Source organism: Candidatus Pseudothioglobus sp. Uisw_041 (genome assembly GCF_048087625.1).
GTDB lineage: Bacteria > Pseudomonadota > Gammaproteobacteria > PS1 > Pseudothioglobaceae > Pseudothioglobus.
This window is the reverse complement of the sequence record NZ_CP159805.1, coordinates 1,476,651-1,495,246: the sequence shown is the minus strand read 5'-3', so window position 1 is coordinate 1,495,246 and position 18,596 is coordinate 1,476,651. Positions and strand designations below refer to the sequence as shown.

The following is an 18,596-nucleotide window of genomic DNA, read 5'->3' as shown; positions in this document are numbered from 1 at the left end:
CATTTTAAACTTATAATCTTATGTTTCAATTAGCCAAAATTTTCCCTTTTATAGCATGGTTTAGACTGACCACTATAGAGACAATTAAGGCTGATTTTTTTGCAGGATTGACAGGCGCTATTATTGTCCTTCCTCAAAGTGTTGCCTTTGCAACAATTGCAGGAATGCCTCCAGAATATGGCCTTTATACAGCGATGGTTATTCCTATAGTTGCTGCACTTTTTGGCTCGTCTTTCCATTTAGTTTCTGGCCCAACCACAGCTATTTCAATTGTTGTTTTTGCAGCAGTCAGTAAGTACGCTGAACCTGGCAGTGCAGAATTTGTATCGCTAGCTTTGACGCTGACCTTTTTGGCGGGAGTGTACCAACTAGTTTTTGGACTTGCTAAATTTGGTATGTTGGTAAATTTTGTTTCTCATAATGTTGTCATCGGTTTTACAGCTGGCGCAGCGCTATTGATTGCAAGCAGTCAAATCCCCTATATTGTAGGTATTGATATCCCCAGAGGCGAGGATTTTCTTAACACTTGGTTTGATATTTATACGGGAGTTGGGGAATTTAATATCTATCTTTTAATTGTTGGTCTTGGGACTTTAGTAACTGCGATAGTTGTTAAAATTTTAAAACCAAAATTTCCTAATTTATTAATTGGTATGCTAGTTGGTGGGCTACTGGCTTTTTACTTGGGCGGCTTTACTGACAGCATAAAAACTGTCGGAGCAATGCCGGCTTACTTTCCTCCGTTATCAACGCCTGACTTTTCGTTAAACTCATTAAAGGCACTTGCACCAGAGGCATTTGCAATTGCACTTTTAGGTCTTATTGAGGCTTCATCAATTGGAAGGTCGATTGCTACTAAATCAAATCAAAGGATTAATGCGAATCAGGAGTTTATTGGTCAGGGAACATCAAATATTGTAGGAAGCTTTTTCTCAAGTTATGCATCTTCTGGATCTTTTACAAGGTCAGGTGTTAATTTTGAATCTGGAGCAAGAACCCCTTTATCTGCAATTCTTGCAGCACTTTTTCTAATGGCAATTGTGTTTTTAGTTGCACCACTAATTTCGTATTTACCCCTTGCAGCAATGGCAGGAGTTATCCTTCTTGTTGCATATAATCTCATAGATTTTAAAAATATTAAAAAAACGTTTACGTACAGCAAGTCAGAGAGCGTTATCTTTACGGCAACATTTCTAGCAACTCTATTATTTGAGCTAGAGTTTGCGATATATCTTGGAGTGCTATTATCATTAATGCTTTTTATTGCCAAGACATCAACTCCAGATGTTCATACGCTAGCATTTGGGACTCCACCAGGCGAAGGTGATAGAAGGTTGCAAAGTATTAGAAAGGCGCCTTTAGTTCAATGCCCACAGCTCAAGATAATTCGTATTGATATGTCAATATATTTTGGATCAATAAACCACATTCAAAAACAAATAAGTCAGATTGTTGATAATCAGAGAATTTATCATATTTTGATTGTTGCAAGTGGTGTTAACTTTATTGATCTAGCTGGCATAGAGGCACTTCTAATTGAAAATAAACGTTTAAAAGCCCAGAATGGTAGTTTATATTTTGTTGCTGTGAAATCTACAGCCTTTGAGTTTATGGAAAAAGTAAATTTTGTTAATGAGATTGGCAGAGATAACTTTTTTGATTCAAAAGCAGAGGCCATTAATGTTTTATATGACCGGCTTGATAAGAGTAAATGCGAAAAGTGCCAAGCACTAGTTTTTAAAGAATGTAATTAATAGATTTTCCAATAAAAAAGCTCGATTTAATCGAGCTTTTTTTGATTGGAGGCTGGGACCGGAGTCGAACCGGTCTATAAGGCTTTGCAGGCCCCTGCATAACCGCTTTGCTACCCAGCCAATTGAGGTTAAATTTAAAAAAAAGCCTTGTTATCAAGACCAACACAAACAGTTAGAATTTGGAGCGGGAAACGAGATTCGAACTCGCGACATTCACGTTGGCAACGTGATGCTCTACCAGCTGAGCTATTCCCGCACAAGGTTGGAAATTATAGTGTTTTTTTTCTAACTGTCAAATGTTTTTAGCCCTGCAATTAGATATTTTATACCTGACCAGAGCGTCAGAATTGTTGCAGCAAAGAGAAGGATACGGCCCATTATATTTATCTCGTTAAATGAAAAAACGAATAGAGGCTGATGAATCAAAAGAAATAGTATTGCAATCATTTGTACAAATGTTTTTGATTTCCCTATCCATGACACAGCAACATTAGATCTTTTACCAACTTCACTCATCCATTCTCTAAGCGCAGAAACAAGAATTTCTCTCGAGATTATGATTATTGAAGGAATTGTGATATACCACGTGTGATAGTAATCTATTAGAAGAATAAGCGCTGTACAAACCATCAGCTTGTCTGCAACTGGATCAAGAAATGCCCCAAGCGCAGTTTCTTGGTTGAGTCTTCTGGCTAAGAACCCATCTATAAAGTCAGTCGCACTGATAACTATATAAATTGCAATAATAGAATTATTAATCCAGCTAAGTGGCTCTCCATCCAGATAGTTTGGCTGTAAATAAAACAAACCAATAAAGATAGGAATCAAAAAGATTCTTGATAGGGTAATTAAATTAGGTAGAGTCATCATAAGGCTAATTCTATCAAAGACTCGTAGTGTTTAGAGCAAACTTATTTAAATGTTGGTGCGCTCGGCAGGATTTGAACCTGCAACCGCTCGGTTCGTAGCCGAGTACTCTATCCAGTTGAGCCACGAGCGCAGCAGCGTAATTATCGCCATGTTTCATGTAAAGGTCAAGAAGAGTTTGAGGTATTTATTAAATTATCAACCAATTTATTAAGCTCCATCATTCTTGAACCTTTTATTAAAATTGTAGCGCCTTTATGATGGCTCTCTATCTCATTAAATATTGATTCAATATTCTCAAAATGCCTGCCTTTATAGTATTGAGCCTCTTGACCAATTGTTAGAAGATCATCAATATTTTGTTCACGCGCATAATCTCCAATTTGTTGATGAAGTTTTTTTGAATCTTTACCAAGCTCTGCCATTGCTCCAAGAACTAAAACTTTCTTTTCAGGAAATTGTTTAAGTGAGTCAATTGCAGCTTTCATTGATTGTGGGTTTGCATTATAACTATCATCAAGTATAGTGAAATTTTGAAGTTTAATTAATTCTAGCCGCCCTTTTTCAGGCGCTGAGTTTTCAAGACCTTTTTTTATCATCTGAGGGCTAACCCCAAGCTTAAGCGCGCAAGCTGAGGCTGCTAATGCATTGTCTATTTGATGTAAGCCAATCATTGAAAGAGTTATATTTACAGAGCTAAGATTAAAGTTAAGATTAAAGTTTAGAGCGGAATTAGTGTGCTTAATATCACTGGCATATATGTCACTTTTATTACCAAAAAAAGTAAGAGCTTTAGTGTTAGACATTTTTTCCCAAATATTGATATGAGGTGAGGATTTATTAATGATTGCAATACCATCTTCAGATAAAGATTCGAGAATCTCTCCTTTTGCTTTTACTAAGTTTTTCTCACTGCCAAACTCACCAAGGTGTGCATTATTCGCATTTGTAATGATTGCAATATCTGGCTGAGCCAACTTGCACAATAGCTCAATTTCATTTACATGATTTGCGCCCATTTCAATAATGCAGTATTGGTGATTTTTTTCAAGCTCTAAAAGTGTTTTAGGAACGCCTAAGTGGTTATTAAGATTGCCTTCAGTTGAGAGTGTTGGGCCGTGTAGGGACAAGATTGAGTGAAGCATGTTTTTTGTTGAGGTTTTTCCATTACTTCCAGTAATTGCAATTACAATTGGCGAGTGAGATTGACGATGCCAAGCGGCTAATTTTTGGTATGCTATTTCTGAATTATTAACTTCAATAGTAGGTAAATTTGAGTTAACTTTTTTATGAGTAATAGCTGCACTAGCGCCTAAATCTTCTGCTTGTTCAATAAAGTTATGACCATCAAAATTTTCACCTTTAAGCGCAATAAAAAGCTTTCCAGAAATTTGACCTCGAGTGTCAGTACAAATGCCCTGAAAGTTGATCGCTTTATCTGAGCTTGATTTACCACTAATAATTTTGCTTATTTTATCGGTGTCAGATGAAAGCATCTAATGCGACCTCAACATCACTGAACTGAAAAATTTGATCACCAATAGTTTGTGTTGTTTCGTGACCCTTGCCTGCTATAAGTAATACCTCATCTTCCCCTAAGGTTTTTACTGCCGTTTCTATTGCATGTTTTCGATCTAAGATTACCTGGACATCATTCTCTACTTTAATTCCTCCAAGTATATCTTCAATAATTTTTTCTGGACTTTCGCTTCTTGGATTATCATTGGTAAGAATTATGCTTTCAGCCTTTTCACTTGCGATTTTCCCCATTAACTGCCTCTTGGTTTTATCCCTATCTCCACCGCACCCAAAAAGCACTCTGATTTTAAATTCAGGATAGTGCGTCCTAAGAGATGCAAGGGCATTATCAAGTGCATCTGGTGTGTGTGCATAGTCTATCCAAATATGGCTGTTTTCAAGTTGCTGCATTCTTCCAGGCGGTGGATAAAGTTTTGCAAGAAAAGGAATAATTTGATCTTCACTATATCCCAAACATTTAACACTAGTGAATGCTGCAAGAGCATTTGATAAATTAAACTCCCCTATTAAGGGTAACTCAAAGACGTAATTATTGAGCTGACAAATAAAACCATTCTCACTAGTTTTAAAGAATTCTAAATCATCGATTCCAAAGGTAAGTGGATCTTTATCCGAGGCAGTATCTAAAAAATATTGATGATTTTCATCATCCCTATTAATAATTGCTTTTTTTGAAAAACCATTCGTAAATAATTTACCTTTGGCCTCTTTATAATTATTCATTGTTTCATGATAATCAAGATGATCTTGAGTCAAGTTGGTGAAGATGCCCTGAATAAATGAAAGCCCTTTAAGCCGATCTTGCATGAGCGCATGCGAAGAGGCCTCAATAATGGCTAGTTCAATTCCCTGGTTGCTGTATTCATTAAGTGAGCTGTATATTGAGAAGATGTCTGGTGTTGTGTTTATACTTTTCTTTTCAACCTTGCTGATTCCAAGAGTCCCAATAACGCCATTATTAACTTCTAAGAAGTCTAGTAGCTGTGAAATGTAATGACTGACAGACGTCTTACCATTTGTACCCGTGACTGCAATGAGATCAACATCCTTTGCTTTGGTGTAGAAATTTTGAGCAAGCCCAGAAAGATGAAGCTTGAGGTTGTCAATTCTAATAATTGGGACGTCGCAATCAACATCTCTTCCCTCAATTAAAACCCCTATGCAGCCGTTTTTAATTGCACTGTCGATATACTCAGCACCATGATTTTTCTCACCTTGAAGGGCAATAAACAAATCACCCTTAGTAAGAGTTTTCGTATTGAGTGACAGACCAGAAACATCAAATGCTTCAGTAGTTTCAGCAATATCGGATAAAAGGATTTTAATGTCCATTGTTATTAAAACCTATAAAGGTAATGGTCAACTTACTAAAATAATTTCGCTTGAATCAACGTATGCATGTTTATAGCACCAACTATTCGGTTTTCCGAGTCTACAACGGGCAGTGAATTTAAGCTGTATTTTTCCATCAACTGCATTGCGATTAATGCAGGCTCTTGTGGTTCAATGGACTTGCAATCTTTGGTCATGACATCTTGAATGGTTAATTTCTGAAAATCTACATTAGACTCTAATGCCCTTCTTAAGTCACCATCAGTAAATATTCCTACGAGCTTTTCATTTTCAGCAATGAGAACCATCCCAAGTGCCTTTTCACTCATCACTAAAAGGCTATCAATAAGCAGCATCTCTTTAGTGACCTTTGGTATATCTTCCCCTGATTTCATAATACTGGAGACAAGCGTGAGTAGTCTCCTGCCTAGGGAGCCTGAAGGATGAGACATGGCAAAATCATCTGATGTGAAATTATTTAAGGACATAAGCGAGACAGCAATTGCATCACCCATAACCAAGGTTGCAGTAGTGCTTGAGGTTGGCGCTAAATTGTTAGGGCATGCTTCATTATCGACACTTATATCTAAATGAAAATCACTTGATGAGGCGATTAAAGACTTAGCACTTCCTGTCATACTGATAATAGGCACATTCATTCTTTTGATTCCTGGGAGTAATGAGATAATCTCATCTGATTCTCCAGAATAGGAAATCATGATAACTACATCATCATGACTAATCATCCCAAGGTCGCCATGACCAGCCTCAGCTGGATGTAAATAGAAAGCAGGTGTCCCTGTTGATGCCAGGGTGGAAGAGATTTTTTTGGCGATATGGCCTGATTTACCCATCCCAATTAGAACAACTTTCCCTATACAGTTTTTAAGAATTTGGCAAACCTCATCAAAACTTTGATCAATTCTTCCTTTAAGTTTTAAAACAGAATCAGCTTCAGTTTGAATGACGTCTTTAGCAATATCGATTATAGATTTACCCACAGGCATAGTAGAATTGGTCTTTGTTGTGTATTGATAGATTATAAATATTATTTAACTAGTATGGGTTATATAATTATTTCTTAATTTGAAATATAATCTTGGGATGGGAAAACTTTTAGCATTTATATTATCCGAGCTATTTCAGTGGAATTAAAAAACAAAGTTCTGTTTGTTTGTATGGGTAATATTTGTCGCTCTCCAACAGCGGAAGGTGCTTTTCAATCAATTGTTGAAAAAAATAGTAAATCTCAACATTTTGAAATAGATTCAGCTGGGACTCACGCATACCATATAGGTAATTCACCTGATCAAAGGTCTCAACAAGCCGCTATCAATCATGGTGTTGATTTGTCAAGTCAGAGAGCGAGGCACGTTCATGAGAGTGATTTTTATTATTATGACTACATTATTGCCATGGATTCTGACAATCTCGAAAGATTGAAATCAATCCAACCTTCTGAAAGTCATTCAAAGATTGAATTAATGTTAAATTATTCCAAAGAACATTATGGTGCTAGTGTTCCTGACCCCTATTATGAGGGAAAGTTTGATGAAGTCTTTGAGATGCTTTACTCAGCTTGCACATCATTTTTTGAAAGTATAGTAAAAAAAGACTAATATTCATTGACATTCAAGTCAGCACCAAAGTATAATTGCCCGCTTTATTGACCCCGCTATGTGGGCGAAAAATTAAATATACATTGGAGTATAAACCTTTATGTCAACGATTAACCAATTGGTAAGAAAGCCAAGAAGTAAGAAGATTGTTAAAACTGGTGTCCCAGCGTTGGACAGTTGCCCACAAAAACGTGGGGTATGCACTCGAGTTTATACAACAACACCAAAGAAACCTAACTCTGCTTTAAGAAAAGTTGCTCGTGTCAGATTAACTAATTCTGCTGAAGTTACAACTTATATTGGTGGTGAAGGACATAACTTACAAGAACACTCGGTGATTCTTATTCGTGGTGGTCGTGTTAAAGATTTACCTGGTGTACGTTACCACACTGTTCGTGGAGCATTAGATACAACTGGTGTAGATGGAAGAATGCAAGGCAGATCAAAATACGGTACCAAAAAACCAAAAACATAATTTATTAAGAGAAAACTAATATGAGAAGAAGAGCCGCCCCAAAAAGATTAATATTGCCAGATCCTAAGTATCATGATCTTGTTCTAGCTAAGTTTGTAAATATTTTAATGCTAGATGGTAAAAAATCAGTCGCTGAAAAGATTGTCTATGATGCACTAGATACAATTGAATCCAAAGGAAACGCGGAGCCAGTTGAAACATTTAAAAAAGCTCTTGAAAATATTGGTCCAGCAGTTGAAATCAAATCTCGTCGTGTTGGAGGTTCTACATATCAGGTTCCAGTTGAAGTAAGATCAGATCGGAAAGTTGCTTTGGCGATGCGTTGGATTATCGAAGCATCAAGAAAGCGTGGTGAAAAAGGAATGAAGCTTAGGTTGGCAGGCGAAGTGCTAGATGCAGTTCAAAACCGTGGTACTGCATTTAAGAAAAAAGAAGACACTCATAGAATGGCGGATGCTAATAAAGCATTTGCTCATTTTCGCTGGTAATTTAAGGACTCAATCATGGCAAGAATTACTCCAATTAATCGTTATCGTAACGTTGGTATTATGGCACATATTGATGCTGGAAAGACGACGACTACTGAACGCATACTTCTATATACAGGACGTACTCACAAAATTGGTGAAGTCCATGATGGAAGTGCAACAATGGACTGGATGGAGCAAGAGCAAGAGCGAGGTATTACAATTACTTCAGCTGCAACTACTTGTTTCTGGAAGGGAATGGATGGTCAGTTTGAAGATCACCGAATTAATATTATTGATACCCCAGGCCACGTTGATTTCACGATTGAAGTTGAAAGGTCATTAAAAGTATTAGACGGCGCTTGCGCCGTTTTTTGTGCTGTGGGCGGCGTAGAGCCTCAATCTGAAACAGTTTGGAGACAAGCAAATAAATATAACGTTCCTAGAATTGGCTTTGTTAACAAGATGGACCGAGCAGGCGCGGATTTTTTACGTGTATGCGACCAAATTAAAACAAGATTAGGTGCTAACCCTGTTCCGATGCAAATTGCTATTGGTGCAGAAGATGCCTTTGAAGGCGTAGTTGATCTTATCCGTATGAAGGCCATTTATTGGAATGAAGAAGATCAAGGCGCAACATATGAAGTGAAAGATATCCCTGCTAATTTGCAAGATCTTGCAGATGAGAAACGTGAATTCATGATGGAATCTGCAGCAGAGGCTAACGAAGTACTTATGGAGAAGTACCTTGATGACGGTGAATTGAATCCTGATGAAATTAAAGAAGGTATCCGTCTTCAAACCATTGCAAATCAAATTATTCCAATGTTCTGTGGTACAGCGTTTAAAAATAAAGGGGTCCAGGCTGTTCTAGACGCTATGGTAATGTATATGCCTTCTCCAGAAGAAGTGGATGCTATTACTGGAATATTAGATGATGCTGCTGAATCAGAAGGAGTAAGGCCTCCTACAGATGATGAGCCTTTTGCAGCTCTAGCTTTTAAAATTGCGACAGACCCTTTTGTTGGTAACCTAACTTTCTTTAGGGTTTACTCTGGTGTTTTGAAGTCAGGTGATTTTGTATATAACTCATCTAAAGGTAAGAAAGAGCGTATCGGCCGAATTGTTCAAATGCACTCCAACGATCGTGAAGAAATTAAAGAGGTAAGAGCTGGAGATATTGCTGCAGCTATTGGCCTAAAAGATGTTACGACTGGTGACACACTATGTGACATGAAAGATAAAATTATTCTTGAAAGAATGGAATTTCCTGAGCCAGTAATTGCTGTTGCAGTTGAGCCTAAAACTAAAGTTGACCAAGAAAAGATGGGTATTGCTTTAGGAAAGCTAGCAAATGAAGACCCTTCTTTTAGGGTTTCTACAGACGAAGAGTCTGGACAAACAATTATTGCAGGTATGGGCGAGCTTCACTTAGATATTATTGTTGATCGAATGATGCGTGAATTTGATGTTGGGTGTAATGTTGGTGCCCCTCAAGTAGCGTACCGTGAAACAATTACAAAACTTGTTGAGCACGAACATAAATTTGCCAAACAATCTGGTGGTCGTGGTCAGTATGGTCATGTCTATCTAAGAATTGAGCCACAGGAGCCTGGTGCGGGCTATGAATTCGTTGACGAAATTAAAGGTGGCGTTATTCCTAAGGAATATGTTCCTGCAGTTAATAAGGGTGTTCAAGAACAAATGCAAAACGGCGTTATTGCTGGATTTCCATTAGTTGATGTTAAAGTTACTGTTTATGATGGTTCTTATCATGATGTAGATTCTAACGAAATGGCATTTAAAATTGCAGCCTCTATGTGTGTTAGAGAGGGCGTTAAACTTGCTAATCCTCAATTGCTAGAGCCAATGATGAATGTTGAAGTATCAACACCTGAAGATTACATGGGTGATGTTATGGGTGATTTAAATCGTAGAAGAGGTATTGTAAGTGCTATGGATGACACTCCAGCTGGCAAACAAATAAAGGCTGCTGTTCCTTTAGCAGAAATGTTTGGATATGCAACGGATCTTCGTTCAATGTCACAAGGGCGTGCAAATTACTCTATGGAATTTGCTAAATATACTGCAGCTCCAAGAAATGTTGCTGAAGATGTTATTGAAAAATTAAATACTTAATAGGGGATTAGAAATGGCAAAAGAGAAATTTGAAAGAACCAAACCACACGTAAATGTGGGAACAATTGGTCACGTTGACCATGGAAAAACTACCTTAACTGCAGCCCTTACTAAGGTTATGGCTGAAATGAACGGTGGTGAATTTAAGGATTATGCAAATATTGATAATGCTCCTGAAGAAAGAGAGCGTGGTATCACGATCTCAACAGCGCACGTAGAGTATGAGTCAGCGGCTCGTCACTACGCTCACGTTGATTGTCCGGGACACGCCGACTACGTTAAGAACATGATTACAGGTGCTGCGCAAATGGACGGCGCAATTATTGTAATTGCTGCAACTGATGGACCAATGGCTCAAACGCGTGAGCACATTCTATTGTCTCGTCAAGTTGGTGTTCCTTACATCGTTGTTTATATGAACAAAGCCGATATGGTTGATGATGAAGAATTAGTAGAGCTTGTTGAAATGGAAATCCGTGAACTCTTAACAGAGTACGAATTCCCAGGTGATGACACTCCAGTGATCTTTGGTTCAGCTTTAAAAGCATTAGAAGGCGACACATCTGATATTGGTGTACCTTCTATTATGAAGCTAGTTGAAGCATTAGATACGTACATCCCAACTCCAGTTCGTGACACGGATAAATCATTCCTAATGCCAATTGAGGACGTGTTCTCAATCTCAGGTCGTGGAACGGTTGTAACCGGTCGTATCGAACGTGGTGTTGTTAATGTTGGTGATGAAATCGAAATCGTTGGTATTAAAGACACGCAGCTGACTACTTGTACAGGTGTTGAAATGTTTAGAAAATTGCTTGACTCAGGTGAAGCAGGTGATAACGTTGGTGTTCTTCTTCGCGGAACGAAGCGTGAAGACGTTGAACGTGGTCAAGTACTGGCTAAGAAAGGTACGATTAACCCGCACACTAAGTTTGAAGCAGAGATTTATGTTTTAAGTAAAGAAGAAGGTGGACGTCATACTCCATTCTTTAACAATTATCGTCCACAGTTCTACTTCAGAACAACAGACGTTACTGGTGCATGCGAACTGCCAAAAGGCGTTGAAATGGTTATGCCAGGTGACAATGTGAAGATGACAATTGAGTTACTAGCTCCGATTGCAATGGAAGAAGGATTAAGATTTGCAATTAGAGAAGGTGGACGCACAGTAGGTGCTGGAGTCGTCTCGAAAATTACGAGCTGATTAGTTGAATAAGGGCCGTCGATATCTTGTATAATCGACGGTTTTTTCGTATCACAAGTTAGATAAGGTAAATAGGCAAATGAGCAATCAAAATATTAGAATTAAATTAAAGGCATTTGATCATCGATTAATCGACAAATCAGCCGTAGAGATTGTAGAAACAGCAAAACGAACTGGTGCTAGTGTAAGGGGTCCAATCCCTTTACCTACCAAGACAGAACGTTTTACTGTGTTGTCTTCTCCGCATGTAAACAAAGATGCTAGAGATCAGTACCAACTTAAAACTTATGTTAGGTTGATGGATGTAATTAGTCCAACAGACAAAACAGTAGACGCATTGATGAAATTAGATCTTGCTGCTGGTGTTGATGTGAAAATCCAACTTAACTAATAGAACAGAAAGGATTATTAAAATGGCAATTGCATTAGTAGGAAAAAAATTAGGAATGACGCGTTTGATGGCTAACGATGGTTCAGCATCTTCCGTTAGCGTCATTAAGATAGAGCCTAATCGAGTAGTGCAGAGCAAGTCTGTCGATACCGATGGTTACAATGCAATTCAAGTCACGACTGGCAAAAAGACTAATAAGAAGGGTGACGCAAAAATTCGTCGTGTTTCTAGCTCGTTAAAAGGTCATTATGCAAAAGCTTCTCAAGAAATTGGCCTTGGACTTTGGGAAATGAGAGTTAGTGAAAATGAAGTTTCTGATATGCCTAATCTTGATGTTTCATATTTTGGCGCTGGACATTACGTGAATGTAACAGGAAAGTCAAAAGGTAAAGGATTTCAAGGTGGCGTAAAGCGCCATAACTTTAGTATGCAAGATGCAACTCATGGAAACTCAGTTTCTCACCGTGCGATTGGTTCTACAGGACAATGTCAAGATCCAGGTCGCGTATTCAAAGGTAAAAAAATGGCTGGTCAAATGGGTAATGCTCAAGTGACAGAAGAATGTCTGGAGATACTTAGAGTTGATAGTGAGCGTAATTTGTTGTTAGTTAAAGGTGCTATTCCAGGTTCTAAAAATGGCTTTGTAAGAGTATTTTTGTCAGATAAAAAGAATAAAATTAATTCTGAGATAAGTAAGCAGCTATCTGAACAACAAGTGGCTCCAGTTGAAGAAGTTGAAGAAACGTTAGTTGAGGCATCAGTGGAAGCAGTAGTTGAGGCTCCTGTAGTTGAAGATGTTGCAACAGATATAGAACAAAATCAAGATAAAGAAACTGAAGCTTAATAAATAGTTATTTAAAGGTCTAACGATGAAAGTAAAAGTATTAAATTTAAAAACGAACAAATCTACTTCTCAAGAAGTTTCAGATGATATTTTTGGTCGGAACTATAATGAATCATTAGTTCATCAAATAACAACTGCTTATATGGCAGGTGGTAGAAGTGGCACTAAAGCACAAAAAAATCGCGCTGCAGTCAGTGGTGGTGGTAAGAAGCCTTGGAAGCAGAAAGGTACAGGGCGTGCTAGAGCAGGTACTTCACGTGGACCTATTTGGAGAAGTGGTGGAGTAACTTTTGCTGCTCAGCCTCGTAACTATTCTCAAAAAGTTAATAAAAAAATGTACAAAGGTGCAATTAGCGTTATATTTTCAGAGCTACTTCGTAATGATCGCTTAAAGATAGTTTCAGATCTTGAAATTACTGAACCAAAAACAAAAAATGTTACGTCACTAATGAAATCCTTAAACCTTAAGGATGCTTTGTTAATGACAGATGAGCTAGATGAGAACTTGTACTTGTCTTCAAGGAATTTATACCATGTTGGTGTTTGCGATACTCAAAGTATAGACCCAGTAAGCTTAATTGGTTATGACAATGTAGTTATGACAAAAGCCGCATTAAAAAAAGTTGAGGCAATGTTATGAATAAAGAAAAAATATTAAGCGTCCTACTTGGGCCAATTGTTTCTGAAAAATCTACTTTAGCATCTGCTAATAACCAGTACGTCTTTAAGGTTAGACCTGATAGTAATAAGAGAGAAGTGAAGGCTGCAGTTGAAGAGTTATTTGGAGTTACTGTTGAAGGTGTTACTACTTCAAATGTAAAAGGCAAGAGAAAGATTTACAAAGGTAAAGCTGGACAGCGTGTTAATTGGAAAAAAGCAGTCGTTAAAGTGTCTGAAGGTCAGATGATTGACGCAACTGCCTCATAGAGAATTTATTATGGCAATAGTTATAAAAAGAAAACCAACCTCACCTGGCAGAAGACATGTTGTCAGTGTAGTTGATAAAGATTTGCACAAAGGTAAGCCTTTTGCAGCTTTAACAGAAAGTAAGAATAGAATAAATGGTCGTAATAACCGTGGAAAAATTACTGTTAGGCATAGAGGTGGAGGCCATAAACAAAGATATCGTATTATTGACTTCAAGCGTAATAAGGATGATATTACTGCAACAGTTGAAAGAATTGAATACGATCCAAATAGAAGTGCAAACATTGCTCTTGTCTTGTATGCTGATGGTGAAAGACGTTACATTATTGCACCTAAGGGTGTTAATGCAGGTGATCAGGTTGTTTCTGGAAATTCAGTTGCAATACAAAAAGGAAATACTTTACCTTTGAGTAATATACCACTTGGTAGTGTTATACATTGTGTTGAGCTTAAGCCACAAAAAGGAGCTCAAATTGCACGAAGTGCTGGTACATCAGTCCAGCTAGTTGCCAAAGAAGGTAACTATGTCACTCTTAGACTTCGGTCTGGTGAAGTAAGAAAAGTTTTAGCTGAATGCCGTGCGACACTTGGTGAAGTTTCAAAGTCAGAGCATAGCTTAAGAAAATTAGGAAAAGCTGGAGCCACTCGTTGGAGAGGTGTTAGACCAACAGTTCGTGGTGTAGTAATGAATCCAGTTGATCACCCACATGGTGGTGGTGAAGGAAAAACTAGTGGTGGTAGACATCCAGTTTCTCCTTGGGGTACTCCTACTAAAGGATACAAAACACGTAGCAATAAACGTACTGATAAGCTTATCGTACGTCGAAGGAATTAAAGGGAAATTATGGCAAGATCACTTAGAAAAGGTCCATTTGTAGATGAGCATTTAATTAAGAAAGTATTGAAGGCTCAAGATAATAATGATAGAAAACCAATTAAGACTTGGTCGCGTCGATCAGTTATTGTTCCTGAAATGATTGGGCTGACAATAGCTATACATAATGGTCGTAATCATGTTCCAGTTTCAATAAACGAAAATATGATTGGTCATAAATTAGGCGAGTTTGCCGTAACAAGAACATTCAAGAGTCACTCCGGTGACCGTAAATCGTAAGCATAAGGTGACATAATGATAGAAGTTAAAGCAATTCATAAATACGCAAAAATCTCACCTTTTAAAGTTAGATTAATTGCTGATCAAATTCGCAATAAGCCGGTGGAAGAGGCTTTGAGTATTTTGACATTTAGCAATAAAAAAGCTGCGGTACTTGTAAAAAAAGTTCTAAGTTCGGCGATTTCTAATGCTGAGCATAATGATGGATTAGATGTAGATGAACTAAAGGTAAGTAGTATTTTCGTAAATGAAGGTTCTACAATGAAACGTATTCGCCCAAGAGCAAAAGGTAGAGCGAATCGTATTCTTAAACGATCAAGCCACATTAGTGTTGGCGTAAGCGAGTAAAAAATTATGGGTCAAAAAGTAAATCCAGTAGGCATAAGATTAGGAATTGTTAAAGATTGGCATTCAAAGTGGTACGCCAGTAGTAAAAATTATTCCGAATATTTGTTGTCTGACATTGCAGTAAGAGACTTCTTATTCAAAGAATTAACTACCGCATCTGTAAGTCGCATAAGTATTGAAAGATTGTCAAACACTGCTAAAGTTATTATTCATACAGCTAGACCTGGAATTGTAATTGGTAAAAAAGGTGCTGATATTGAGAAGTTGAAGAACTTGGTTTCAAAAATGATGGGCGTTCCTGTCCATATAAGTATTGAAGAAGTGAAGCAACCAGAATTAGATGCTCGTTTAGTTGCTGAAAATATTGCACAACAACTTGAAAAGCGAGTGATGTATAGACGCGCAGTAAAGAGAGTTTTAGGTAACGCTACAAGATTGGGCGCACTAGGAATTAAGATAATGGTAAGTGGTCGATTAAATGGAGCTGAAATAGCTCGATCTGAGTGGTATCGCGAAGGACGTGTTCCATTACATACATTTAGAGCTGACGTTGACTATAGCAGTTATAGGGCGAATACTCAGTATGGAGTTATTGGCATTAAAGTATGGATTTTCAAAGGTGAAATTCTAGATCATAATAAAGGCACTATTGAAGAAGTTTCAAAGCGTGGTGCTGGAAAACAAACAGTAAAGAAGTAAAGGAATTAAGAAATGTTGCAACCTAAACGTACAAAATTTAGAAAAATGATGAAAAACCGCAACCGCGGTTTAGCTGCTGGCCACAATGTAAGCTTTGGTGATATTGGCCTTCAAGCAACTGGAAGGTGTCGAATGACTGCTAGGCAAATTGAAGCAGCACGTCGTGCAATGACCAGACATGTTAAGCGCCAAGGAAAAATTTGGATTCGTGTATTTCCTGATAAACCAATTACTAAAAAACCCCTTGAAGTTCGTATGGGAAAAGGTAAAGGTAGTGTTGAATATTGGGTTGCGTTAATTAAACCTGGACAGATGTTATTTGAAATGCAGGGTGTAGATGAAGTTGTTGCTAGAGAAGCTTTTGAGCTTGCAGCTGCAAAGCTTCCTGTCAAAACAACAGTAATTAAACGGACAATAATGTAATGGATGTTAAAGAATTAAGAGATCAAGACGAGTCTCAGTTAAATGATCAGCTTATAACATTGCTTAAGGAGCACTTTGAATTGCGTATGCAGCAGAGCACTTCTCAGTTAAGTGATTTATCAAAGCTTAGTAAAACAAAGAAAGCAATTGCCCAAATTAAAACAATAATTAATGAGAAGAAGTCATGAGTGAAACTAATTCAGTAGAAAGAATATTAACAGGCAAGGTTGTTAGTAATAGCCGTGATAAAACAATTGCTGTTTTAGTTGAGCGCAAAGTGCGCCATCCAATTTATAAAAAATATATTAAACGTAGCACAAAAGTTCATGCACATGATGAGAAGAATGAATGTGGTCTTGGTGATGTAGTAAGAGTTTCTGAATCAAAGCCTTTCTCAAAAACAAAGAATTGGGCTTTGGTAGAAGTTGTTGAAAAATCTGTAAATATTGATTAACTAGTAGCATTTTAGAGAGAAGAATATGATTCAAATGCAAACAAGATTACATATAGCTGACAATAGTGGTGGGGTTAAGGCTATGTGTATTAAAGTTTTAGGCGGTTCAAAGCGCCGTTATGCCAATATTGGTGATGTTATTAAGGTTAGTATCAAAGAGGCATCTCCTCGAGGTAAAGTTAAGAAAGGTGATGTATATGATGCAGTAGTTGTTAGAACTGCTCAAGGTGTTCGCCGAAGTGATGGCTCTAGAATTCGCTTTGATAATAATGCTGTAGTGTTGCTGAATCCAAAATTAGAGCCAATTGGTACACGTATTTTTGGACCTGTGACTCGTGAATTAAGAAACGCACAGTTTATGAAAATTGTTTCACTTGCACCAGAGGTTCTGTAATGATGAAAATTAAAAAAAATGATGAAGTGATAGTTATTGCAGGAAAGGATAAGGGCTCAATTGGATCTGTAAAAAATATCCTTGGAGTAAAAGTTATTGTAGAAGGTTTAAATCTAGCTAAGAAACATGTTCGTGCTAATCCTCAGGAAGGTATTCAGGGTGGTATTGAAGAAAAGGAAATGCCATTAAGTATTTCTAATGTTGCAATTTACAACCCAACTTCAAAAAAAGCAGATCGTATAGGTATTAGAACAGATGATAAAGGTGTGAAAGAAAGATTTTATAAATCGAGCGGCGAATCCGTACTTTGATATAACAAATAAATAGGTGACAAGTGTCTAGATTACAAGAACAATACAAAAATGAAATTCTTCCTAAATTAAAGGAAGAATTAGGTGTCACTAATACAATGTCAGTCCCTAAGATTGAAAAAATAACAATAAATATGGGATTAGGCAGTGCATTGGGAGATAAAAAAATACTAGAAAGTGCTCTTGAGGAGTTAGGACTAATTTCTTCACAAAAGCCAATGACTTGTTTAGCAAGAAAGTCAGTAGCAAGCTTTAAACTTAGAGAAGGAAATGCTATTGGGTGTAAAGTTACCTTGAGAAAAGAAAGAATGTATGAATTCTTAGACCGTTTAGTGAATGTTGCAATACCTCGTATTAGAGATTTTCGCGGACTTAATGATAAATCGTTTGATGGTCGCGGAAACTACAACATGGGTATTACTGAACAGATTGTGTTCCCAGAAATTGAATTTGATAAAGTAACAAAAGTGCGCGGTATGGATATTGCTATCACTACTAATGCAAAAAATGATGAAGATGCTAAGAAACTATTGGCGATGTTTAATTTTCCATTTAAAGGAGAAAATAATGGCTAAAAAGTCTATGATTCACAGAGATGTGAAGCGATCAAAATTGGTCGAAAAGTTTAAGGAGAGACGTCTTGAACTTAAAAAAATTATTAAGAGTATTCATACCTCTGATGAAGACCGTTTTCAGGCGGTGATTAAATTACAATCACTCCCAAGAGACGCTTCACCTGTACGTCAACGTAACCGATGTGGTCTTTCAGGTCGTCCTCATGGGTTTTATCGTAAATTTGGCTTGGCCAAATCCCAACTCAGAGAGCGCACTATGAATGGTGAAGTCCCTGGATTATCTAAAGCAAGCTGGTAGGAGTTTAATATGAGTATGTCTGACCCAATAGCTGATATGTTGACTAGAATTAGGAATGCACAAGCAGTTAATAAAGATCAAGTAAGTATCCCAGCTTCAAATTTGAAGTCGGCGATTGCCAGTGTTATGCAAGACGAAGGTTATATCACTTCTTTTGCTATTGAAGGTGATAAAGCTGCTAACAAAACGTTAGTAATAAAATTAAAATATTTTGATGACCAACCAGTTATTGAAACCTTAAACAGAATTTCTAAGCCTAGCTTAAGACATTATGCGAGCAAAGACGAGATGCCAAGAATTATGAATGGTTTAGGTATTGTCATTGTCTCAACACCAAAAGGAGTAATGACAGGTCAAGCTGCCAAAGCCCAAAATATTGGTGGTGAAGTCTTGTGCAGTGTTTCATAATATTGGAGATTAAG

At 37.4% G+C, this 18,596-nt stretch carries 26 protein-coding genes and 3 tRNA genes; 22 read left to right on the top strand and 7 right to left on the bottom strand.

The features are described from left to right. Positions 1-20: 20 nt before the first annotated feature. Positions 21-1,754: a SulP family inorganic anion transporter gene (locus tag ABXT44_RS07620; protein ID WP_416677743.1), complete on the top strand. Its 1,734-nt coding sequence runs from the start codon at positions 21-23 to the stop codon at positions 1,752-1,754. A 46-nt stretch (positions 1,755-1,800) separates the two neighbouring features. On the opposite strand, the gene ABXT44_RS07615 is transcribed toward ABXT44_RS07620, so the two are convergent. The 7 genes from ABXT44_RS07615 to ABXT44_RS07585 form a co-directional block, all read right to left on the bottom strand. Then, positions 1,801-1,874, bottom strand: a tRNA-Cys gene (locus ABXT44_RS07615). A gap of 60 nt (positions 1,875-1,934) precedes the next feature. Beyond that, positions 1,935-2,010: transfer RNA gene (locus tag ABXT44_RS07610), tRNA-Gly, on the bottom strand. Between the two features lie 29 nt (positions 2,011-2,039). Continuing rightward, entirely contained in the window at positions 2,040-2,621 is a 582-nt protein-coding gene (gene pgsA / locus ABXT44_RS07605; RefSeq protein ID WP_416688465.1) for a CDP-diacylglycerol--glycerol-3-phosphate 3-phosphatidyltransferase, read from the bottom strand. A 56-nt stretch (positions 2,622-2,677) separates the two neighbouring features. Further along, positions 2,678-2,754 (bottom strand) — tRNA-Arg (locus ABXT44_RS07600). Between the two features lie 34 nt (positions 2,755-2,788). Then, positions 2,789-4,117, bottom strand: coding sequence for a UDP-N-acetylmuramoyl-tripeptide--D-alanyl-D-alanine ligase (locus ABXT44_RS07595; protein ID WP_416686654.1), 1,329 nt, complete (start codon positions 4,115-4,117; stop codon positions 2,789-2,791). Further along, entirely contained in the window at positions 4,104-5,492 is a 1,389-nt protein-coding gene (locus ABXT44_RS07590) for a UDP-N-acetylmuramoyl-L-alanyl-D-glutamate--2,6-diaminopimelate ligase (protein WP_416686653.1), read from the bottom strand. The genes ABXT44_RS07595 and ABXT44_RS07590 overlap by 14 nt, the downstream gene beginning before the upstream one ends. 35 nt (positions 5,493-5,527) lie before the next feature. After that, positions 5,528-6,493 (bottom strand): KpsF/GutQ family sugar-phosphate isomerase, encoded by a 966-nt coding sequence (locus tag ABXT44_RS07585; RefSeq protein WP_416688462.1) that lies wholly within the window; start codon positions 6,491-6,493, stop codon positions 5,528-5,530. 144 nt (positions 6,494-6,637) lie between these two features. On the opposite strand from ABXT44_RS07585, the gene ABXT44_RS07580 reads away from it, so the two are divergent. The 21 genes from ABXT44_RS07580 to rpsH all read left to right on the top strand — a co-directional run bounded on the left by ABXT44_RS07580 (position 6,638) and on the right by rpsH (position 18,582). Then, complete coding sequence (locus ABXT44_RS07580; RefSeq protein WP_416686651.1) at positions 6,638-7,111, top strand: low molecular weight protein-tyrosine-phosphatase; 474 nt, start codon at positions 6,638-6,640, stop codon at positions 7,109-7,111. A gap of 100 nt (positions 7,112-7,211) precedes the next feature. Then, positions 7,212-7,586 carry a 30S ribosomal protein S12 gene (gene rpsL, locus ABXT44_RS07575; protein WP_271537465.1) on the top strand — a complete coding sequence of 125 codons (375 nt, stop codon included), beginning with the start codon at positions 7,212-7,214 and terminating at the stop codon, positions 7,584-7,586. A 20-nt stretch (positions 7,587-7,606) separates the two neighbouring features. Further along, positions 7,607-8,074 (top strand): 30S ribosomal protein S7, encoded by a 468-nt coding sequence (gene rpsG, locus ABXT44_RS07570; protein ID WP_271537464.1) that lies wholly within the window; start codon positions 7,607-7,609, stop codon positions 8,072-8,074. 15 nt (positions 8,075-8,089) lie between these two features. Further along, the gene (fusA, locus tag ABXT44_RS07565) at positions 8,090-10,192 is read left to right on the top strand and encodes an elongation factor G (protein ID WP_416686649.1); all 2,103 of its coding nucleotides are present in this window, start codon (positions 8,090-8,092) and stop codon (positions 10,190-10,192) included. Positions 10,193-10,205: 13 nt separating this feature from the next. Further along, positions 10,206-11,396 carry an elongation factor Tu gene (tuf, locus tag ABXT44_RS07560; protein ID WP_416686450.1) on the top strand — a complete coding sequence of 397 codons (1,191 nt, stop codon included), beginning with the start codon at positions 10,206-10,208 and terminating at the stop codon, positions 11,394-11,396. Between the two features lie 79 nt (positions 11,397-11,475). Then, a complete protein-coding gene (gene rpsJ, locus ABXT44_RS07555; protein WP_271537458.1) occupies positions 11,476-11,787 on the top strand; it encodes a 30S ribosomal protein S10 in 312 nt (103 codons plus the stop codon). A gap of 22 nt (positions 11,788-11,809) precedes the next feature. Next, the gene (gene rplC, locus ABXT44_RS07550; RefSeq protein ID WP_416686647.1) at positions 11,810-12,631 is read left to right on the top strand and encodes a 50S ribosomal protein L3; all 822 of its coding nucleotides are present in this window, start codon (positions 11,810-11,812) and stop codon (positions 12,629-12,631) included. A gap of 25 nt (positions 12,632-12,656) precedes the next feature. After that, entirely contained in the window at positions 12,657-13,271 is a 615-nt protein-coding gene (rplD, locus tag ABXT44_RS07545) for a 50S ribosomal protein L4 (RefSeq protein ID WP_271537455.1), read from the top strand. After that, on the top strand, positions 13,268-13,558 hold the full coding sequence (gene rplW, locus ABXT44_RS07540; protein ID WP_416686645.1) for a 50S ribosomal protein L23: 291 nt from the start codon (positions 13,268-13,270) through the stop codon (positions 13,556-13,558). The genes rplD and rplW overlap by 4 nt, the downstream gene beginning before the upstream one ends. 10 nt (positions 13,559-13,568) lie before the next feature. Then, positions 13,569-14,393 carry a 50S ribosomal protein L2 gene (rplB, locus tag ABXT44_RS07535; protein ID WP_271537451.1) on the top strand — a complete coding sequence of 275 codons (825 nt, stop codon included), beginning with the start codon at positions 13,569-13,571 and terminating at the stop codon, positions 14,391-14,393. 9 nt (positions 14,394-14,402) lie between these two features. Beyond that, a complete protein-coding gene (rpsS, locus tag ABXT44_RS07530; RefSeq protein ID WP_271537450.1) occupies positions 14,403-14,672 on the top strand; it encodes a 30S ribosomal protein S19 in 270 nt (89 codons plus the stop codon). 18 nt (positions 14,673-14,690) lie between these two features. Continuing rightward, complete coding sequence (gene rplV, locus ABXT44_RS07525; RefSeq protein WP_271537475.1) at positions 14,691-15,020, top strand: 50S ribosomal protein L22; 330 nt, start codon at positions 14,691-14,693, stop codon at positions 15,018-15,020. 6 nt (positions 15,021-15,026) lie between these two features. Then, positions 15,027-15,719, top strand: coding sequence for a 30S ribosomal protein S3 (rpsC, locus tag ABXT44_RS07520; protein WP_271537448.1), 693 nt, complete (start codon positions 15,027-15,029; stop codon positions 15,717-15,719). Between the two features lie 12 nt (positions 15,720-15,731). Continuing rightward, complete coding sequence (gene rplP / locus ABXT44_RS07515; protein ID WP_271537445.1) at positions 15,732-16,142, top strand: 50S ribosomal protein L16; 411 nt, start codon at positions 15,732-15,734, stop codon at positions 16,140-16,142. Next, positions 16,142-16,330, top strand: coding sequence for a 50S ribosomal protein L29 (rpmC, locus tag ABXT44_RS07510; protein ID WP_271537444.1), 189 nt, complete (start codon positions 16,142-16,144; stop codon positions 16,328-16,330). The genes rplP and rpmC overlap by 1 nt, the downstream gene beginning before the upstream one ends. Beyond that, positions 16,327-16,596: a 30S ribosomal protein S17 gene (rpsQ, locus tag ABXT44_RS07505; protein WP_271537443.1), complete on the top strand. Its 270-nt coding sequence runs from the start codon at positions 16,327-16,329 to the stop codon at positions 16,594-16,596. The genes rpmC and rpsQ overlap by 4 nt, the downstream gene beginning before the upstream one ends. A gap of 25 nt (positions 16,597-16,621) precedes the next feature. Then, a complete protein-coding gene (gene rplN / locus ABXT44_RS07500; RefSeq protein ID WP_271537442.1) occupies positions 16,622-16,990 on the top strand; it encodes a 50S ribosomal protein L14 in 369 nt (122 codons plus the stop codon). Continuing rightward, positions 16,990-17,301 carry a 50S ribosomal protein L24 gene (gene rplX, locus ABXT44_RS07495; RefSeq protein WP_271537441.1) on the top strand — a complete coding sequence of 104 codons (312 nt, stop codon included), beginning with the start codon at positions 16,990-16,992 and terminating at the stop codon, positions 17,299-17,301. The genes rplN and rplX overlap by 1 nt, the downstream gene beginning before the upstream one ends. Positions 17,302-17,324: 23 nt before the next feature. Then, a complete protein-coding gene (gene rplE / locus ABXT44_RS07490) occupies positions 17,325-17,876 on the top strand; it encodes a 50S ribosomal protein L5 (protein WP_271537440.1) in 552 nt (183 codons plus the stop codon). Beyond that, entirely contained in the window at positions 17,869-18,174 is a 306-nt protein-coding gene (gene rpsN, locus ABXT44_RS07485) for a 30S ribosomal protein S14 (RefSeq protein ID WP_271537438.1), read from the top strand. Before rplE ends, rpsN begins: the two co-directional genes overlap by 8 nt. A gap of 9 nt (positions 18,175-18,183) precedes the next feature. After that, positions 18,184-18,582, top strand: a complete 399-nt coding sequence (gene rpsH, locus ABXT44_RS07480) for a 30S ribosomal protein S8 (RefSeq protein WP_271537436.1) — start codon at positions 18,184-18,186, stop codon at positions 18,580-18,582. Positions 18,583-18,596: the final 14 nt, after the last annotated feature.

What these genes read in the sequence shown, in the direction of transcription:
- ABXT44_RS07620 (WP_416677743.1), top strand. Translation starts at nt 21, where the DNA reads ATGTTTCAATTAGCCAAAATTTTCCCTTTTATAGCATGGTTTAGACTG.
- pgsA (WP_416688465.1), bottom strand. Translation starts at nt 2,621, where the DNA reads ATGACTCTACCTAATTTAATTACCCTATCAAGAATCTTTTTGATTCCT.
- ABXT44_RS07595 (WP_416686654.1), bottom strand. Translation starts at nt 4,117, where the DNA reads ATGCTTTCATCTGACACCGATAAAATAAGCAAAATTATTAGTGGTAAA.
- ABXT44_RS07590 (WP_416686653.1), bottom strand. Translation starts at nt 5,492, where the DNA reads ATGGACATTAAAATCCTTTTATCCGATATTGCTGAAACTACTGAAGCA.
- rpsL (WP_271537465.1), top strand. Translation starts at nt 7,212, where the DNA reads ATGTCAACGATTAACCAATTGGTAAGAAAGCCAAGAAGTAAGAAGATT.
- rpsG (WP_271537464.1), top strand. Translation starts at nt 7,607, where the DNA reads ATGAGAAGAAGAGCCGCCCCAAAAAGATTAATATTGCCAGATCCTAAG.
- fusA (WP_416686649.1), top strand. Translation starts at nt 8,090, where the DNA reads ATGGCAAGAATTACTCCAATTAATCGTTATCGTAACGTTGGTATTATG.
- tuf (WP_416686450.1), top strand. Translation starts at nt 10,206, where the DNA reads ATGGCAAAAGAGAAATTTGAAAGAACCAAACCACACGTAAATGTGGGA.
- rpsJ (WP_271537458.1), top strand. Translation starts at nt 11,476, where the DNA reads ATGAGCAATCAAAATATTAGAATTAAATTAAAGGCATTTGATCATCGA.
- rplC (WP_416686647.1), top strand. Translation starts at nt 11,810, where the DNA reads ATGGCAATTGCATTAGTAGGAAAAAAATTAGGAATGACGCGTTTGATG.
- rplD (WP_271537455.1), top strand. Translation starts at nt 12,657, where the DNA reads ATGAAAGTAAAAGTATTAAATTTAAAAACGAACAAATCTACTTCTCAA.
- rplW (WP_416686645.1), top strand. Translation starts at nt 13,268, where the DNA reads ATGAATAAAGAAAAAATATTAAGCGTCCTACTTGGGCCAATTGTTTCT.
- rplB (WP_271537451.1), top strand. Translation starts at nt 13,569, where the DNA reads ATGGCAATAGTTATAAAAAGAAAACCAACCTCACCTGGCAGAAGACAT.
- rpsS (WP_271537450.1), top strand. Translation starts at nt 14,403, where the DNA reads ATGGCAAGATCACTTAGAAAAGGTCCATTTGTAGATGAGCATTTAATT.
- rpsC (WP_271537448.1), top strand. Translation starts at nt 15,027, where the DNA reads ATGGGTCAAAAAGTAAATCCAGTAGGCATAAGATTAGGAATTGTTAAA.
- rplP (WP_271537445.1), top strand. Translation starts at nt 15,732, where the DNA reads ATGTTGCAACCTAAACGTACAAAATTTAGAAAAATGATGAAAAACCGC.
- rpmC (WP_271537444.1), top strand. Translation starts at nt 16,142, where the DNA reads ATGGATGTTAAAGAATTAAGAGATCAAGACGAGTCTCAGTTAAATGAT.
- rpsQ (WP_271537443.1), top strand. Translation starts at nt 16,327, where the DNA reads ATGAGTGAAACTAATTCAGTAGAAAGAATATTAACAGGCAAGGTTGTT.
- rplN (WP_271537442.1), top strand. Translation starts at nt 16,622, where the DNA reads ATGATTCAAATGCAAACAAGATTACATATAGCTGACAATAGTGGTGGG.
- rplX (WP_271537441.1), top strand. Translation starts at nt 16,990, where the DNA reads ATGATGAAAATTAAAAAAAATGATGAAGTGATAGTTATTGCAGGAAAG.
- rpsN (WP_271537438.1), top strand. Translation starts at nt 17,869, where the DNA reads ATGGCTAAAAAGTCTATGATTCACAGAGATGTGAAGCGATCAAAATTG.
- rpsH (WP_271537436.1), top strand. Translation starts at nt 18,184, where the DNA reads ATGAGTATGTCTGACCCAATAGCTGATATGTTGACTAGAATTAGGAAT.